This window comes from Butyrivibrio sp. AE2005, from assembly GCF_000686965.1.
Taxonomy (GTDB): domain Bacteria; phylum Bacillota; class Clostridia; order Lachnospirales; family Lachnospiraceae; genus Butyrivibrio; species Butyrivibrio hungatei_A.
This window is the reverse complement of sequence record NZ_JMMD01000017.1, coordinates 57,283-72,583: the sequence shown is the minus strand read 5'-3', so window position 1 is coordinate 72,583 and position 15,301 is coordinate 57,283. Positions and strand designations below refer to the sequence as shown.

At 41.3% G+C, this 15,301-nt stretch carries 17 protein-coding genes; 15 read left to right on the top strand and 2 right to left on the bottom strand.

The annotated features are described in order from the left end of the window. The first annotated feature begins 8 nt into the window (after positions 1 to 8). The 4 genes from DL92_RS0111935 to DL92_RS0111920 all read left to right on the top strand — a co-directional run bounded on the left by DL92_RS0111935 (position 9) and on the right by DL92_RS0111920 (position 3,256). Complete coding sequence (locus DL92_RS0111935; protein ID WP_026667842.1) at positions 9 to 1,082, top strand: hypothetical protein; 1,074 nt, start codon at positions 9 to 11, stop codon at positions 1,080 to 1,082. Positions 1,083 to 1,161: 79 nt separating this feature from the next. Further along, positions 1,162 to 1,941, top strand: coding sequence for a dihydroorotate dehydrogenase electron transfer subunit (locus DL92_RS0111930; RefSeq protein ID WP_026667841.1), 780 nt, complete (start codon positions 1,162 to 1,164; stop codon positions 1,939 to 1,941). A 1-nt stretch (position 1,942) separates the two neighbouring features. Next, positions 1,943 to 2,845, top strand: a complete 903-nt coding sequence (locus DL92_RS0111925; protein WP_026667840.1) for a dihydroorotate dehydrogenase — start codon at positions 1,943 to 1,945, stop codon at positions 2,843 to 2,845. A gap of 114 nt (positions 2,846 to 2,959) precedes the next feature. Further along, positions 2,960 to 3,256 (top strand): hypothetical protein, encoded by a 297-nt coding sequence (locus DL92_RS0111920; protein ID WP_026656430.1) that lies wholly within the window; start codon positions 2,960 to 2,962, stop codon positions 3,254 to 3,256. Positions 3,257 to 3,296: 40 nt separating this feature from the next. On the opposite strand, the gene DL92_RS0111915 is transcribed toward DL92_RS0111920, so the two are convergent. Next, complete coding sequence (locus tag DL92_RS0111915) at positions 3,297 to 3,920, bottom strand: hypothetical protein (protein WP_026667839.1); 624 nt, start codon at positions 3,918 to 3,920, stop codon at positions 3,297 to 3,299. 193 nt (positions 3,921 to 4,113) lie between these two features. Between DL92_RS0111915 and ispE the strand changes: the two genes are divergently transcribed. Then, a complete protein-coding gene (gene ispE / locus DL92_RS0111910) occupies positions 4,114 to 4,989 on the top strand; it encodes a 4-(cytidine 5'-diphospho)-2-C-methyl-D-erythritol kinase (protein ID WP_051625319.1) in 876 nt (291 codons plus the stop codon). Between the two features lie 9 nt (positions 4,990 to 4,998). Further along, positions 4,999 to 5,439, top strand: a complete 441-nt coding sequence (locus DL92_RS19125) for a YwiB family protein (RefSeq protein WP_034462145.1) — start codon at positions 4,999 to 5,001, stop codon at positions 5,437 to 5,439. Positions 5,440 to 5,511: 72 nt separating this feature from the next. Here the strand turns inward: DL92_RS19125 and DL92_RS0111900 are convergent, their stop codons facing one another. Next, positions 5,512 to 5,985 carry a hypothetical protein gene (locus tag DL92_RS0111900; protein WP_026656433.1) on the bottom strand — a complete coding sequence of 158 codons (474 nt, stop codon included), beginning with the start codon at positions 5,983 to 5,985 and terminating at the stop codon, positions 5,512 to 5,514. Positions 5,986 to 6,177: 192 nt separating this feature from the next. On the opposite strand from DL92_RS0111900, the gene tig reads away from it, so the two are divergent. From tig to DL92_RS0111850, 9 genes are all read left to right on the top strand, one after another. Then, complete coding sequence (gene tig, locus DL92_RS0111895; RefSeq protein WP_026667837.1) at positions 6,178 to 7,395, top strand: trigger factor; 1,218 nt, start codon at positions 6,178 to 6,180, stop codon at positions 7,393 to 7,395. A 45-nt stretch (positions 7,396 to 7,440) separates the two neighbouring features. Beyond that, the gene (gene asnS / locus DL92_RS0111890; protein ID WP_026667836.1) at positions 7,441 to 8,832 is read left to right on the top strand and encodes an asparagine--tRNA ligase; all 1,392 of its coding nucleotides are present in this window, start codon (positions 7,441 to 7,443) and stop codon (positions 8,830 to 8,832) included. 82 nt (positions 8,833 to 8,914) lie between these two features. After that, the gene (locus DL92_RS0111885) at positions 8,915 to 10,240 is read left to right on the top strand and encodes a C40 family peptidase (protein WP_026667835.1); all 1,326 of its coding nucleotides are present in this window, start codon (positions 8,915 to 8,917) and stop codon (positions 10,238 to 10,240) included. Between the two features lie 78 nt (positions 10,241 to 10,318). Next, positions 10,319 to 11,869, top strand: a complete 1,551-nt coding sequence (guaA, locus tag DL92_RS0111880) for a glutamine-hydrolyzing GMP synthase (protein ID WP_026667834.1) — start codon at positions 10,319 to 10,321, stop codon at positions 11,867 to 11,869. Positions 11,870 to 12,839: 970 nt separating this feature from the next. Further along, positions 12,840 to 13,592 (top strand): hypothetical protein, encoded by a 753-nt coding sequence (locus tag DL92_RS19120; RefSeq protein ID WP_051625318.1) that lies wholly within the window; start codon positions 12,840 to 12,842, stop codon positions 13,590 to 13,592. Between the two features lie 54 nt (positions 13,593 to 13,646). Continuing rightward, complete coding sequence (locus DL92_RS0111865; protein ID WP_026667832.1) at positions 13,647 to 13,844, top strand: hypothetical protein; 198 nt, start codon at positions 13,647 to 13,649, stop codon at positions 13,842 to 13,844. Positions 13,845 to 13,875: 31 nt separating this feature from the next. Further along, positions 13,876 to 14,664, top strand: a complete 789-nt coding sequence (locus tag DL92_RS19115) for a class I SAM-dependent methyltransferase (RefSeq protein ID WP_051625317.1) — start codon at positions 13,876 to 13,878, stop codon at positions 14,662 to 14,664. Next, the gene (locus DL92_RS21655) at positions 14,648 to 14,779 is read left to right on the top strand and encodes a hypothetical protein (protein WP_256379966.1); all 132 of its coding nucleotides are present in this window, start codon (positions 14,648 to 14,650) and stop codon (positions 14,777 to 14,779) included. Before DL92_RS19115 ends, DL92_RS21655 begins: the two co-directional genes overlap by 17 nt. After that, positions 14,776 to 15,282, top strand: a complete 507-nt coding sequence (locus tag DL92_RS0111850; RefSeq protein WP_026667831.1) for a GrpB family protein — start codon at positions 14,776 to 14,778, stop codon at positions 15,280 to 15,282. Before DL92_RS21655 ends, DL92_RS0111850 begins: the two co-directional genes overlap by 4 nt. The last annotated feature ends 19 nt before the right edge of the window (positions 15,283 to 15,301 follow it).

Here is a 15,301-nt window from a genome sequence, read left to right as displayed (position 1 = left end):
ATGAAAGAATGAAGAAAAGATTTATTTTAGCACTTATGGTGTCCGTTTTTTTGACAGGATGTCGTACAGAAGCAAGTGCGATCAATGGAAGCAGAGCCGGTGAAGAGATAGCCACAGATGCCGTTGATATTCTTGGTGCAGATGCGAGCTTGGCTTCGAACAGCGAAAATAGCGAATCCGGTGAAGACGGAGCTTCCGAAGAAGTTGATGAAGAGAAGTATGGATCGTACGAGCAGTTTATCGATGACATAAGGTATTGCGTCGAAAAAGGAGATCTCAAAGGGCTGGATGTTTCTTCAAATGTATATAATACATACAGAAGTGAGGCCGAAGATCTGCGATATGGCTATGTGATAAGAGATCTTGACGGTGACGGGATAAAGGAGCTTATCATTGGCGCTAATTCATGTATAAAAGACACCGACATACCGGGAAAAGACAGATATCATACGCTTATTTTTGATATCTTTACATTACAGGAAAGTGTAATGGTACATGTATTAAAAAGCGAAGAAGACGAAACTTATTATTTTGGAACAGACGGAACAATCATCAAGGAAGACAGCAAACCAAGTACAATGCCTTCAAAATCGGTATTGGAGGTTGCTACATTTTATAAATTTGTCAATGATGAGCTTGAAGTTGTCGAAGGACTCCGTGATGAATATCTGGTGAATACAGAGAAAATCAGGTATTTTTATTCTGACGAAAGTCCTTATTGGGATACTACCAATGAGATTTCATATGATAAGTGGATGGAGATTGTCGATAAGCACGGCAATGAGTACGTGAAATTTACAGATTTTGTGGATCCGAAGAGGACAGGAAGAAAAGCCACCGTATACATTCGCGAAAGAGAAGAAGATTATCAGGATTCGAGGATGCAGTATAAGTGGAGAGATTATATTGTATTTTACAGTGACAAAACCGGAATACATAATTCGGGAAATGAAAGTGATTACTGGTTTGTATGGAACGATGAGAGAATACAATATGATAACGATCCTTCACAGGCAATCAAGTATTTCATTAAAGATGACGTGCTTATGCTTGGGGATACAGAGTATACTTTAGCGCAGTAATTTTTTATTTGATAGGAGATTCCTATCAAATAAAAAGCGCTTCGCTATGGAAGAAATATATAAATGAGGAGAGTTCTTAATGGCTAAAAAAATGAAAAAAGAAGCGAAGGTTCTCAGTCAGAAGCTTCTTGCGGACGGAATATATGATATGTGGCTTGAAACGCCATTTGCTGGAGATGTTAATCCCGGTCAGTTTGTTGGGGTATATCCTGTAAATAAATCTACATTACTTCCAAGACCTATCAGTATATGCGAAGTTGATGCAGAGAAATCGGCAATCCGACTTGTTTACAGAGTTGTCGGATCCGGAACGGCGGAGTTTGCGCTTTATCAGCCGGGTGATTATATAAATGTCCTCGGACCTTTGGGAAACGGCTTTCCGCTTGAAGCTGCCGAGGGAAAAAAGGTAGTTGTAATGGGCGGAGGAATCGGCGTGCCACCGCTTCTTGAGACAGCAAAGAGGCTTTCTTCCGAAGACGTCAGTGCAGTTATGGGATATAGAAACAGTGAGACATTTTTGTCTGATGAATTTTCTAAGTATGCCAAGATGTACATCGCAACCGAAGACGGTAGTGTCGGAACAAAGGGAAATGTCATTGATGCAATGAAAGCAGAGAAAATAGAGTGCGACGTTATTTTTGCATGCGGTCCTATGCCTATGCTCAGAGCAATAAAAGCATATGCATCCGAGGTTGGTGCAAAGGCATATCTTTCTCTTGAAGAAAGAATGGCATGCGGCGTAGGCGCTTGCCTTGGCTGTATCTGTAAGACAAAGGAAATTGATGACCATTCTCACGTTCATAATGCGAGAATTTGTACCGACGGCCCGGTTTTTGATGCTGACGATTTGGAGATGTGATATGAATACAACAGTTGAAATAGCAGGAGTTAAATTTAAAAATCCCGTAATGACAGCTTCGGGAACATTCGGTTCGGGAATGGAATACTCGGACTTTGTAGATCTTAATAAACTTGGCGCAGTAGTAACTAAAGGTGTTGCAAACGTGCCGTGGCCCGGAAATCCGGTTCCCAGAGTTGCTGAAGTGTACGGTGGTATGCTCAATGCAATCGGACTTCAGAACCCAGGAATAGATGTGTTTGTAGAACGAGATCTTGAGTTTTTGAAAAAATATGACACAAAAGTCATTGTAAATGTATGCGGAAAGTCCGTAGAGGATTACCTTGAAGTAGTAGAGAGACTTGGCGATGAGAAGCGCGTAGATATGTTGGAGATCAATGTTTCATGCCCTAACGTTAAGGAGGGAGCTATCGCTTTTGGCCAGAACAAAGATGCTCTTTTTGACATAACAGAGAAGATAAAAAAGGTTGCAAAGCAGCCCATTATCATGAAACTAAGTCCCAATGTCACAAGCATTTCCGAGATGGCTAGGGCGGCAGAAGCAGCCGGAGCGGATGCAATCTCACTTATAAATACGATCACGGGAATGAAGATTGATATTTATAAGAGAAAGTTCGCGCTTGCAAATAAGACCGGAGGAATGTCCGGCCCTGCGATCAAGCCTGTTGCCGTAAGAATGGTATATGAGGCATCTCATGCGGTTGATATTCCCGTTATAGGAATGGGCGGAATTGCCAATGCTGAGGATGCAATCGAGTTCATCATGGCAGGAGCAACAGCGGTTGCAGTCGGAGCAATGAACTTCCACGATCCTTATACTACGGAAAAAGTAGTGGATGGCATCGAAGAGTACATGAAGAAGTACGATGTTAAGGACATAAACGACATACGTAAGATTGTATAAATAGTTCTTTTATCTATATATAATCAATCCTTTAACGTTTTTTAATATTGTGATGATAGAATAAAAAACAAACAGACAAGGGGACGCAGGGAAGCGGTCTGTAAAGGAAAGATTATGATTATAAAGAAGATATTGGAAGCGTTATTATATGCAATAGGTGCGTTGATTGCATTGGTTTTTCTTATTATTTTCATATGCACGGTCAGTCCGTGGGCACATGATATGCTTAGCGGCGTTGCGACAAATGTTTCGGTAATGAGGATTCAGCGGATGGCGGAACTTGAAGAGAGCGCTGCAGCTTCTGTTACTGAGGCGGCAAGTACCGATGCATCGGAAGAACCAAGGTCGGAAGCAAAAATATACGAAGAACATATGAATAACATGAAAAAAGGACTTCACTTAGATGAGTGATCATCTAAAGTGACAGTCCTTTTTTGTTACTAGCAACGTATTATTCAGTCATTGTCTTGCCGGTTAATTCGTCAAAGCCTTTCATAACTGCGTCGAAGGTGTTTTTTGAAATCTCGGGAAGCTCGCCTCCCCAAGTTTTCTCTGCCTGAGCATAACCCTTCTCAAAAGCAGCTCTCATCTTTTCCAGCTTTTCAGGATCGTTTCCGGCCAGTGTGGTGGCAAAATCGAGGATTCGCTCGGATGTCTGCTTGACGCCCCAGTATCCGTCATCGGCAATGTCAGCCTCTGCCTGTGCCTTAGTTGCTGCATCCACTGTGAAATCCCCTTTTGCAAGGAACTTCCACATTGAATCCTCATCGTTGTCAGAGTTGGCGATGCCGTAGGCTCTGGCCTGCTTGCCCATCATCTTCTGAACAATGTTCAAAAGTTGCTGCTGGCGCATTGCTACATCTGCCTGCATCTGCTTGATGATCTTGGTCCGGTCCGCTTCTTTGGAAGATACGTTTTTTGTATCACTTTCCTCAGATTTTTCGTACACGGCTGCAGCTTGGGTCTTTTCCTTTACTTCATCGTTTTTACTCTTCTCGTCTACAGAGGGATTAACTGATGAAGCATAGGTGGTTGCGATGTTGTTAGTAACCTCGGTAATTCCGTTTACGCCCATATCGAACTCCTTTTCTGCGACAGGGTACTAAATACCGCGCTGAAACGAAACTATGGTTTACCTAATCCTCATATCGGTAATTATACAAAAAACTTTAGCGAAATATCGAAAATTTTTAAAAATTTTATTTTTTCCTTGAGTTTGATCCTTCGTAGTGAGAAGATGAAGAAAAATAATTTCGGAGTATATAATTATGAAGCTTGAGAGAAAAGCATATGCAAAGATCAATCTCGGACTTGATGTTACGGGAGTTCGTGAGGACGGATATCACATTGTAAAGATGATAATGCAGAATGTGGATCTGTACGATACGCTTACATTTGAGGATAATGACAGCGGCGATATCATTTTGACCGCGTCTACGGATAAGATCGAAACTGATGAAAGGAACCTTATCTGCAAGGTGGCCGGGCAGCTTAAGGACAAATTTAATGTGAAAAAAGGTGTTACCATGCACCTTGTAAAGAGAATCCCTGTAGCTGCGGGAATGGCAGGTGGAAGTACAGACGGTGCGGCAGCATATCTGGCTTTGAATGAGTTATGGGGACTTAACCTCAGTAAAAAAGAGCTTTGTGAGCTTGCTGTGTCTCTGGGTGCCGATATCCCGTATTGTATAATCGGAGGAACGGCGCTTGCAGAGGGAATCGGTGAGGAACTGACAACTATAAGCGACATGCCGGATTGTTATCTTGTTATCGCAAAGCCTGCGATAGATGTTTCAACAGGCTGGGTTTATAAAGAGCTGGACAGCAGGGAAGTGATAACACATCCGGATATAGACGGAATCAAGGTTGCAATAGAAGCAGGTAATCTTAAGAAGATGTGCTCTCTTATAGGAAATGTTCTTGAAGATGTCACTGCATCCAAATACAAAGAGGTAGGGCAGATTGAAGAGATACTCAGAAATGAGGGCGCTGTAGGTGCATTCATGACAGGAAGCGGTCCCACAGTATTTGGCGTATTCGACAAAAAAGAAGCGGCAGAAGCGGGTTATAAGGCAGTTGTTGAAAGTAAGCTTGCGCCGGAAGCTTTTTTGTCCGCACCCATTAATCCCGGTAAAGAGGACTGAGATAGTAAAATGAAGAAAAAAGTTGATATAAACGTGGCAGGAATCCACATAAGAGACGGAAACGAAGAAGAGCGCATTGATACAAACTCAAGAGGAATCTACGAGGCGCTTTCGGACGGCTCTGTATGTATAGAATATGATGAAGTGCAGGATGTGGGCGGCCAGAGAATAAAGGTGGCCAACAAAGTCACTGTACCTGCCGATTTAAAGTGCGTAGAGATCGTGCGCACAGGCGCTATGAATTCGAAGATGGTATTTGGCGCCGAAGAATATGTCATGGATTACAAGACACCGTACGGATCGATGCAGATGGAAGTTATCACCAAGAGTCTTGATTTTAAGAATGAAGAAAACGGTGTGATCGGTGAAATTTCTGCGGAATACATAATTAAATCCGGAGATGAGGTTTTATCCGACTCCAAAATGATAATAGAAATAAAAGCAAGATAAGGCAAAAAAAGAGCTCTCACATCGCGTGATATATTATCATCGCTTGCGAGAGCTTTATATTTTGAGCAAATATTATTTAACCATCTTAGCGCCGGCTTTTTCCTGAGCCTTAGCAACAAGGTTCTTAAAGAAGCCTTTCTTTTTCTCAGGAGTAACAGTCTTACCACGAAGGCCTTTAACTTCTGTTACGTAGATACCGCTGACAGAAGCCTTAACTTCCTTCTTAACGGGAACTGAATCGAAAATCTTTTCATCACAGATAAGGCTCATAACCCTGTTTCCGACTCTTACCTTAAGGATTGGAAGCTTGGATCTGCGAAGAAGCTTGGGAGTCTGGTCGATAACGGCCTGCGGAAGACCTGCTTCGTTGATCTTCATTCTCTTTTTGTCAATGATAAGCATAGACATGCTCTGCTTCATGGAATCGAGCTGAACCTGCTGTTCTTCCTGCTTCTTCTGGGCTTTTCTGCCGATTATCATAAGTGCAATGATTATTGCGACTAAAATTACTGCTATTACGATAAATACAATTAAACCGGTACTCAATCTATTATCCTCCGAAAATCAATATACTATATTATAGCAAAAAGTATTGTAGCATTCTTTAGGAAGATAGGCAAATAAAATACTTTAATCATTTTGGAAGGTGTGGTAGTATAAGAAATATTGTTTTGATATGAAATAGCAAGATATTCTATATTCTTGAATATATCAAATTATTTTAAAGGAGAAAGCATTATGAAAAAGAATCTTTCTGTATTGTTGGTCGTGGCAATGGCAGTAACTTCACTTACAGCATGTGGCTCAAAGTCTAAAGAGGCTGCAAGCGATGCGGCATCTGAGAGCTCATCTACAGAAGCAGTTGCAGCAGCTGCTGCAGCAGGCTCAAACGACATTGCATCTTTGCAGAATTTGGACAAACTTGAAGTGAAGACTCTTGATGATATAAATCCTATGGATTACATCACATTGGGCGAGTATAAAGGTTTTACTGTCGAGGTTGCTCCCGCATCTGTGACAGATGAGGATGTTGACGGATATATCAATAATCTTATTGAGTCCAATCCTGCCAAGACAGAGATTACAGACAGACCTATACAGAAGGGTGATATTGCAAATATAGATTACGAAGGAAAATACGCTGACACCGGAGTTGCTTTTGATGGCGGAACAGCGAAGGGATTCGATCTTGATATCGGATCCGGTATGTTTATCCCCGGATTCGAAGACGGACTTGTCGGTGTAAAACTTGGAGATACAGTAGATCTTGACCTTACATTCCCTGAAGAATACGGTTCAAAGGATCTTGCAGGTAAGAAGGTTGTATTTACAGTTAAAGTTAACAAGATAAGTGAAAAGTCAAAAGAGCCTACAGATGAGTGGGCAGCCGGCCTTGGAATGGAAGGTGTTACAAATCTTGAGCAGCTTAAGGAAACATCTAAGCAGCAGCTTACAGAAGAAGCAGAGGCAACACACAAAGCGGATGTTGAGTCTGCAGTTATTGAGAAAGTTATTGAAATCTCAGAGTTTAAGGATTTCCCTCAGGAACTTCTCAATTATTACCTTGTTCAGGAGAATGAGCAGCTTGAGAATTATGCTCAGATGTACACAGCATACGGACAGCCTACAACAGCAAGCGATATTGTTCGCATTATGATGCAGAATACCGCTCCTGATCAGACAGATGCCGATGCATTTTTGAAGAACATGGTAAATGAGGTAGCTCAGCAGTTTATTACATTCGCAGCAATTGCTAAGAATGAAAATATTGCAATTTCTGATGAGGATGTTGAGAATTATCTTAAGGAAGCTTTTGATGCAGGAACTACAGGATACAGCTCACTTGATGAACTTAAGGGTGATGTTGATCCCAAGACTATTAGGGAAGGCCTTATGGCAGATAAGGTTGTAGCATTCCTTGTTGATAATGCAAATGTGGTTGAGCCTGCTAATTGATAAAGCGTTTTATTTGTTGGGAAATATTTTTAATTGGAGGATGTCATGGAACTTACAGATATAAAAGCATTATTTACAGAACAAGAAAAATATGTCGGACAGAAAGTGACAGTCGGAGGATGGATCAGAAGTATCCGTGATTCTAAGGCTATCGGATTTATAGTTTTGAATGACGGTACATACTTTAAACCACTTCAGATCGTATATTCGGATGCACTTTCAAACTTTGCACAGATCAGTAAGCTCAACGTAGGTGCTGCGGTTATCGCAACAGGAACAATCGTTGCAACACCCAGCGCAAAGCAGCCTTTCGAGATGCAGGCTGAGGAAGTTGAGATTGAGGGAACATCTACTTCAGATTATCCTCTTCAGAAGAAGAGACACACTCTTGAGTTCCTCAGAACAATTCCTCATCTTCGTGCAAGAACAAATACTTTTGAGGCAGTATTCAAGGTTCGTTCAGTTGCTGCATATGCTATTCATTCTTTCTTCCAGGAGAGAAATTTCGTATATGTTCATACTCCTCTTATTACAGGAAGTGACTGTGAAGGTGCCGGAGAAATGTTCCAGGTAACAACTCTCGATCTTAACAACGTTCCCAAGACTGAGGACGGAGCTGTTGATTTCTCAAAGGATTTCTTCGGAAAGCCTGTTAACCTCACTGTTAGCGGACAGCTCAATGTTGAGACTTATGCTTTTGCATTTAAGAATGTATATACATTCGGACCTACATTCCGTGCTGAGAACTCCAATACAACAAGACATGCCGCTGAGTTCTGGATGATCGAGCCTGAGATGTGTTTTGCAGATCTTAAGGATGATTGTGACACAGCAGAAGCTATGCTTAAGTACGTTATCAACTATGTCCTTGAGCATTGCCCTGAAGAGATGGCATTCTTTAACGAGTTCATTGACAAAGGACTTATCGATAGACTTAACAACGTTGTAGGTAACGAGTTTGGTCGTATCACTTATACAGAAGCTATCGATATTCTTACAAAGAACAATGATAAGTTTGATTACAAGGTATCATGGGGATGCGATCTTCAGACAGAGCATGAGAGATATCTTACTGAAGAAGTATTCAAGAAGCCTGTTTTCGTAACAGATTATCCTAAGGATATCAAGGCGTTCTATATGAAGCTTAATCCCGATGGAAAGACTGTTGCAGCGGCAGATTGTCTTGTTCCCGGAATCGGAGAGATTATTGGCGGAAGCCAGAGAGAAGACGACCTTGAGATTCTCGAGAAGCGTATGGATGAGCTTGGAATGAAGAAGGATGATTACCAGTTCTATCTTGACCTTAGAAAGTACGGAAGTGTAAGACACGCCGGATTTGGTCTCGGATTTGAGCGTTGCGTAATGTATCTCACAGGTATGGGAAATATCAGAGACGTTGAGTCATTCCCGAGAACAGTCGGAAATTGTGAGCTTTGATTTTGCAGAATCAAGCAATTTCTTGGTGTTACGTGTTATAATTATATAGAGTTACTGAATAATGAGGGACAAGGAGGATGAAATGAGAAAAGATTACTTTTTTTCTGCGATAGCTCTTTCCTTAGTCCTTAGTATGCTGGTGGTGGACCCTGTAAGGGCTACCACCAGTACTGATTTACAGCAAAAACAGAACAAGCTGGAACAGGAAGAACAGACATTAAAGAATCAGAAAAAAGAGCTTGAGAAGAAAAAGAACGAGAGTCAGAAAAATCTCAATAACGCAAACGGCAAGGTAAATTCGATTGCTGCAGATCAGGGAAAGACAAAAGCAGCCATGGATGAAACTTCAAGTGCAATTGTTTCCATGATGGCTGATATAGATCTTATAAAAGAAGAAATTGAGCGAACCGAAGAGCAGATAAAAATTAAAACAGCTGAGTACGAGGAAGCAAAGAAAAAAGAAGACACTTTGTATGAAGCAATGGTGCAGAGAATAAAGTATTTGTATGAGCAGGGAGAATCATCTTATATACAGATTCTTTTGACCGCCGCAGATTATTCGGATGCACTTAATAAAGCTCAGTACATTGAGCAGATTTATGAATATGACAGAGAAAAGCTTAAGGAATATGTTGAGGTGAAGACGGCTGCTGATAAAGCCAAGACACAGCTCGAAGAGGAGAAGGGACAGCTTGAAACTTCTAAATTTGAGATGGAAGAAGAACAGCAGCAGATGGAAGAAGTCCTTAAGGAGTACAAGGCTAAATACTCGGATTACGAGGTAAAGCTTGCTAAGGCAAAACAGGATGCTGCGTTATATACGGCGCAGATCAAGAGTCAGCAGTCTGATATGGCTGCACTTCAGAAGCAGATAGCATCTAAACAGAATGAGGTTAATGAGACCAAGAAAGCTGCGCAGGCTGCCCGTGAGGCGGAAGAAGCTGAGAGGAAGCGTAAGAGTGAAGAAGCTCAGAGAGCAAGCGCAGATAACGGAGGTGGCTCGGGAGATTCTACATCTTCAGGCGGTTCCAAGAACTCATCTCCTCCACCGGCACCTTCGGGAGGCGGTTCAGGCTCTAATATTGCGAGCTATGCTTGCCAGTTCGTCGGTAATCCATATGTGTCCGGCGGAACAAGTCTTACAAACGGCGCAGATTGTTCAGGATTTGTATATTCTGTTTACAAGGCGTTTGGAATATCGGTTCCCAGAACATCATGGGAGCAGGGAAATTACGGAACGGAAGTTTCATATTCCGATGCACAGCCGGGAGATGTTATCTACTACGGCGGGCATGTGGGAATATATATTGGCGGCGGACAGATCGTTCACGCAAGTACACAGAAGACCGGAATTAAGTATAGTTCAGCGATGTACAGACCGATTATCTGTGTCAGAAGATTTGTGTGATGTGCCAATTGTTAGCCTTTATACCATAGTGTATAATCGAGCATAATTATTGTTGTAAAATTTTTTTCGGGAGGAACCATGACTGCAGAAGAGAAAGTAATAGTTCTTGATTTCGGCGGACAGTACAATCAGCTTGTAGCTCGTCGTGTCAGGGAGTGTAACGTCTATTGTGAGATTTATTCATATCGCACTCCGATAGAGCAGATAAAGGCGATGGCGCCTAAGGGAATTATTTTGACCGGAGGCCCCAACTCATGTTATGAGGATGGAGCACCAACTTATACTAAGGAATTGTTCGAGCTTGGTATTCCTGTTTTGGGACTTTGTTACGGAGCGCAGCTCATGATGCACGTGCTCGGAGGTAAGGTTGAGAAAGCGCCTGTAAGAGAGTACGGTAAGACACAGACATTTATTGACGGATCTAAGGATAAGTTGTTTGCAGGTGTTGAGGATGACACTATCGTATGGATGAGTCACTTCGACTATATCAGCAAAGTTGCACCGGGATTTGAAATCATTGCACATACAGCGGATTGTCCCGTTGCTGCAGCAGCTTGTGAAGAGAAGAAGCTGTACGCTATCCAGTTCCATCCCGAAGTATTACATACAGTCAAAGGAAAAGAGATTCTCCACAACTTCGTAAGAAATATCTGCGAGACTGCAGGTACATGGAGAATGGACTCTTTTGTTGAGAATACGATTAAAGATATTAAGGCTAAGGTAGGAGACGGCAAGGTTCTTCTTGCTCTTTCGGGAGGTGTTGATTCATCCGTTCTTGCAGCGCTCCTTGCCAAGGCAATCGGTAAGCAGCTTACATGCGTATTCGTTGATCACGGACTTCTTCGTAAGAATGAAGGTGATGAGGTTGAAGGCGTATTCGGTGAAAAAGGAAACTTCGACATCAACTTTATCCGCGTGAATGCGGCAGACAGATATTACGCAAAGCTTGCAGGCGTAGAAGAGCCTGAGCGCAAGCGTAAGATTATTGGTGAAGAGTTTATCCGTGTGTTCGAGGAAGAGGCCAAGAAGATCGGCGCAGTTGACTTCCTTGCACAGGGTACAATATATCCTGACGTTGTAGAATCGGGACTTGGCGGTGAGTCAGCCGTTATCAAGTCACATCACAATGTAGGAGGACTTCCTGATTTCGTTGATTTTAAGGAAATCATTGAGCCCCTTAAGACATTGTTTAAGGACGAGGTTCGTAAGGCAGGACTTGAGCTCGGACTTCCCGAGTATCTTGTTTTCCGTCAGCCCTTCCCCGGTCCCGGACTTGGTATCCGTATCATCGGCGAAGTTACGGCCGATAAGGTTCGTATCGTTCAGGATGCTGACTACATCTACAGAGAAGAGATCGCGGCAGCCGGCTTATCAAAGCTTCCCGATCAGTACTTCGCAGCTCTTTCAAACATGCGCTCTGTAGGCGTTATGGGCGATGAGAGAACTTACGATTACGCAATTGTTCTCCGCGCAGTTGAGACGGTAGACTTCATGACAGCTGAGGCTTCCGAGATTCCTTTCGAAGTTCTCCAGAAAGTCATGAGCAGAATCATCAATGAGGTTAAGGGCGTTAACCGCGTAATGTATGACCTTACTTCTAAGCCGCCGGGAACAGTGGAATTAGAGTGATAACGAGCCGGGCACGAGACAATTTTAAATGAAAAACACGTAGTGTTTTAGCATAAGATAGGAGGTAGGACAAATGCTTGCATTTATGTCCTGTCTCCTATTTTATGCGTGAAATCCCGAAGGGATTTTCATATAAATTGTCGAAGCATCCGGCGACAACTCCTATAATAGAAATCGCTGTATTTCAAGCGATTTCTATTATAGGAGTAAAGGAGCAAAGCCCGCAACCTCTAGTATTTATAGGGGATGCGGGCTCTTTGGCGCGAGGCTGAAAACTTGTAGTTGCTTTTTTGTATGTGTTGGAGTATATTCTTATTCAGTTTCAGGATTTCTATAATTTTTTCTTTGAGTGGTTATATTTGTCTTACCACAAAAATCCTTGATATGTGATGTGTTGTGATTTTAGTGTTGCGTGCTGAGAAGCCGAGATTGAGGGTGCTGTTGGAAAAAGCACATAAGCTTTATATATGGCGGCGGAAAAGCTATTTTTTAATATTCCGCTGTCGGAAATTAAGTAAATAAAACATCTATGACAGCGGAAAAAGTAGGTTTTTATAATCTCGCTGTTAGAAAATGCGAATGATGCTTATATACGGCGGCGAAAAAGCAATTTTTTAAAATTTCGATGTTGGAAACTAGGTAGATAAACAATTTATGACAGCGGATAAGCCAGCTTTCATAATCTCGCTGTTATAAAAAGTAAATGATGATTATCTATTGCAACGAAAATGCCATTTTTCACAATTCCGCTGTCCGAGCATGAAAGGCATGATTGACAAGTGGCAGAAAAAAAGAACAACTTAGCTGCATAGTACAAGCTTTTATAATTTTATTTGCAATTTAGGCTTTTATAATTCAAGTCTTTTTATATTTTTAAGGAGGAATCATTACGAAGAAGCAACGAAATTTATTAACGACTAAATATACCAATCTATATTCTGAAGCAAAGCGGAGGTACAACGAGCTGCTTTTGATCAAGAATTCAAAAGAGGAAGCATTAGAAAAAGCGCCGCCGGGGAAAATACATGTGAGCAGAACTGCGCATGGAGTCCAGTTTTATTTGCGAAGAGAAAGTTCGGAAAAATCCGGAAAATATATTCATAAATCTGAAATTTCTATGATTAAACAATATCTTCAAAAAGCTTATGACGAAAAGATTAATAAGCTTGTCACGGTAGAGGTTCAATGCCTGAAAAAACTCATCGACAAATCGGAAAATACAATAGATAAGATTCAAAAAGCATATTCATTGTTTCCTACTGAAGCGAAAGAATTAATAACACCTATTGATGTCTCGGACGAGGACTATGTGCAACTCTGGTTAAAAGAGCCATATCAAAGAAAACCTATTCCGGAATATCTTCCTTTTTTTGAAACTAAACGAAAAGAAAGGGTTCGATCAAAGTCAGAACTCAATATAGCCAATGCACTTGCGGACAAGGGGATTCCATATAAATATGAATGTCCATTAAAACTAAGTGGCGGGGGAATAATTCATCCTGACTTCACTGTTTTGGATGTCAAAAGAAGAAAAGTATTATATTGGGAACATCGTGGCATGTTAGACGATAAAGAATATGCGAAGAATTCAGTACAAAGGTTAAAATCTTTGATGAAGGAAGATATTTTTATCGGAGTAAATTTGATAATTACAGAGGAAACATCAATCAGTCCCTTAGGAACTAATGAGATTGATGCTATAATAAAAAAGTTCTTTCTCTAAGTATTCGTTAGAATATGCATAAAAATATGGAATAAGCTTGATTAAGGAGCAACGATGGACTTTCAGACGGCATTGAAACAAGAAAAACTTGATGATATACGCAAATGCCCAAAGGCGGATCCACACAACCACTTTGTACTTGGCGGAAGCAGGCGATTTTTGAAAGAACAGACAGGAAAAGATATACAACCAATCACAGAGCCGCTTAATTCCATGCAGAGGAATTGGACAACATTAGAAAGAACGGATTGAAAAAAGTTATAAATCAATTGCGGGGGAGTTTATGAAAAAAGCATCAGGAATAGATGGTTCCAGAGATTGGGGATTGGAAAAGGTATATTTACATAGTACAAGGCAGAACCTGTGGAATAATGATTATTTTGAGTTCCTTGTAAAATGCGTATGGAAAATAGATAAGCCGGTGAAAATAATTGATTTTGGCTGCGGATATGGATTCTTGGCGCAGATGCTGTTGCCGTTAGTCCCGAAGGAAAGCTTATATAAGGGAGTTGATATATCTGAAAATCTTATCGATGAAGCGCGTGAAATCTTTTCTGGCAGCAAGGAGGTATGCTTTGAAGTTGCAGACTTAAATGAGTATGAGCCTGATGCTGAATATGATATAGCTATATGCCAAGCTGTACTTCGGCATGTTACAAAACCAGAAGATATAATGAAGAAGATGATCGGGGCTGTAAAAGAGAACGGATTGGTAATATGTATCGAACCAAGCAGGCGTTTGGAGAATGCAGGGATTTATATAGACAGTAGGACATATGATCCGTTTAAAAACGACGAGTTTTTAAAGCAGAGATGGTTATCAGAGGAATATTCCGGTGGAAGAGATTATCAAATTGGGATGAAAGCGCCGGTTTTCATGGAGAAACTTGGGCTAAAGAATATCGGAGTAAGAATCAATGATTATGTTGATTTCGTTAGCGCAGGGGCTAATGATTTTGAAACAGGGCAAAGAAGATTCATAATCGACCACGGAGTGGATGAAAAATATGCTGATTCAAATGTATACTTGGCTGCACGATGTCATGTGATTTCTTATGGCTATAAAAGATGAGGTGATAAGTGTGGAAGATTTTACAATAAATGAGATGCAGGAAATGCAAAGAGATTTACAGGAAAAGTATAGAGACAAATGGGAATCAATCGGGCCGGAGACCGGGAAAAAATGAGAACAAAACATGTAGTAGTGCTTCCGTATGATGAGAAGTGGAAGCAAGATTTTATAGATATAAAGAATGAGCTGTCAGCGGTGCTTGGCGACGTTGCAATTTCTATTGAACATGTTGGAAGCACATCCGTTGAGGGGCTGGCGGCTAAGCCGGTTATTGATATTGATGTGGTTGTAAAGCCAAATGATGTCAAAAAGGCTATCGCGGCGCTTGAGGCCATCGGATATACCCACGAAGGAAATCTTGGAATTGAAGGGCGCGAAGCCTTTGCATATGAGGGAAAAGAGCATTTGCAGACACATCATTTATATGTATGTCCGGAAGATTCTGCAGAGCTTAAAAGACATCTTGCGTTCAGGGATTATTTGAGAAGTCATCCGGACGATAAGGAAAAATATGGAAATATAAAACTTGAGGCAGCAACGCTATACCCTGATGATATAGATAAATACATTGAGCATAAATCGCCGGTAATAGAGAAGATTTATGCTGCTTTAAATTGAATTTTTTCCATCCTTATAA

Excerpts from the sequence above, each read along its gene's own strand:
- DL92_RS0111865 (WP_026667832.1), top strand. The coding sequence starts at position 13,647 with ATGGACTTTCAGACGGCATTGAAACAAGAAAAACTTGATGATATACGC.
- DL92_RS0111885 (WP_026667835.1), top strand. The coding sequence starts at position 8,915 with ATGAGAAAAGATTACTTTTTTTCTGCGATAGCTCTTTCCTTAGTCCTT.
- tig (WP_026667837.1), top strand. The coding sequence starts at position 6,178 with ATGAAAAAGAATCTTTCTGTATTGTTGGTCGTGGCAATGGCAGTAACT.
- ispE (WP_051625319.1), top strand. The coding sequence starts at position 4,114 with ATGAAGCTTGAGAGAAAAGCATATGCAAAGATCAATCTCGGACTTGAT.
- DL92_RS0111920 (WP_026656430.1), top strand. The coding sequence starts at position 2,960 with ATGATTATAAAGAAGATATTGGAAGCGTTATTATATGCAATAGGTGCG.
- DL92_RS19115 (WP_051625317.1), top strand. The coding sequence starts at position 13,876 with ATGAAAAAAGCATCAGGAATAGATGGTTCCAGAGATTGGGGATTGGAA.
- DL92_RS0111915 (WP_026667839.1), bottom strand. The coding sequence starts at position 3,920 with ATGGGCGTAAACGGAATTACCGAGGTTACTAACAACATCGCAACCACC.
- DL92_RS0111935 (WP_026667842.1), top strand. The coding sequence starts at position 9 with ATGAAGAAAAGATTTATTTTAGCACTTATGGTGTCCGTTTTTTTGACA.
- DL92_RS19125 (WP_034462145.1), top strand. The coding sequence starts at position 4,999 with ATGAAGAAAAAAGTTGATATAAACGTGGCAGGAATCCACATAAGAGAC.
- guaA (WP_026667834.1), top strand. The coding sequence starts at position 10,319 with ATGACTGCAGAAGAGAAAGTAATAGTTCTTGATTTCGGCGGACAGTAC.
- asnS (WP_026667836.1), top strand. The coding sequence starts at position 7,441 with ATGGAACTTACAGATATAAAAGCATTATTTACAGAACAAGAAAAATAT.
- DL92_RS0111850 (WP_026667831.1), top strand. The coding sequence starts at position 14,776 with ATGAGAACAAAACATGTAGTAGTGCTTCCGTATGATGAGAAGTGGAAG.
- DL92_RS0111925 (WP_026667840.1), top strand. The coding sequence starts at position 1,943 with ATGAATACAACAGTTGAAATAGCAGGAGTTAAATTTAAAAATCCCGTA.
- DL92_RS0111930 (WP_026667841.1), top strand. The coding sequence starts at position 1,162 with ATGGCTAAAAAAATGAAAAAAGAAGCGAAGGTTCTCAGTCAGAAGCTT.
- DL92_RS21655 (WP_256379966.1), top strand. The coding sequence starts at position 14,648 with ATGGCTATAAAAGATGAGGTGATAAGTGTGGAAGATTTTACAATAAAT.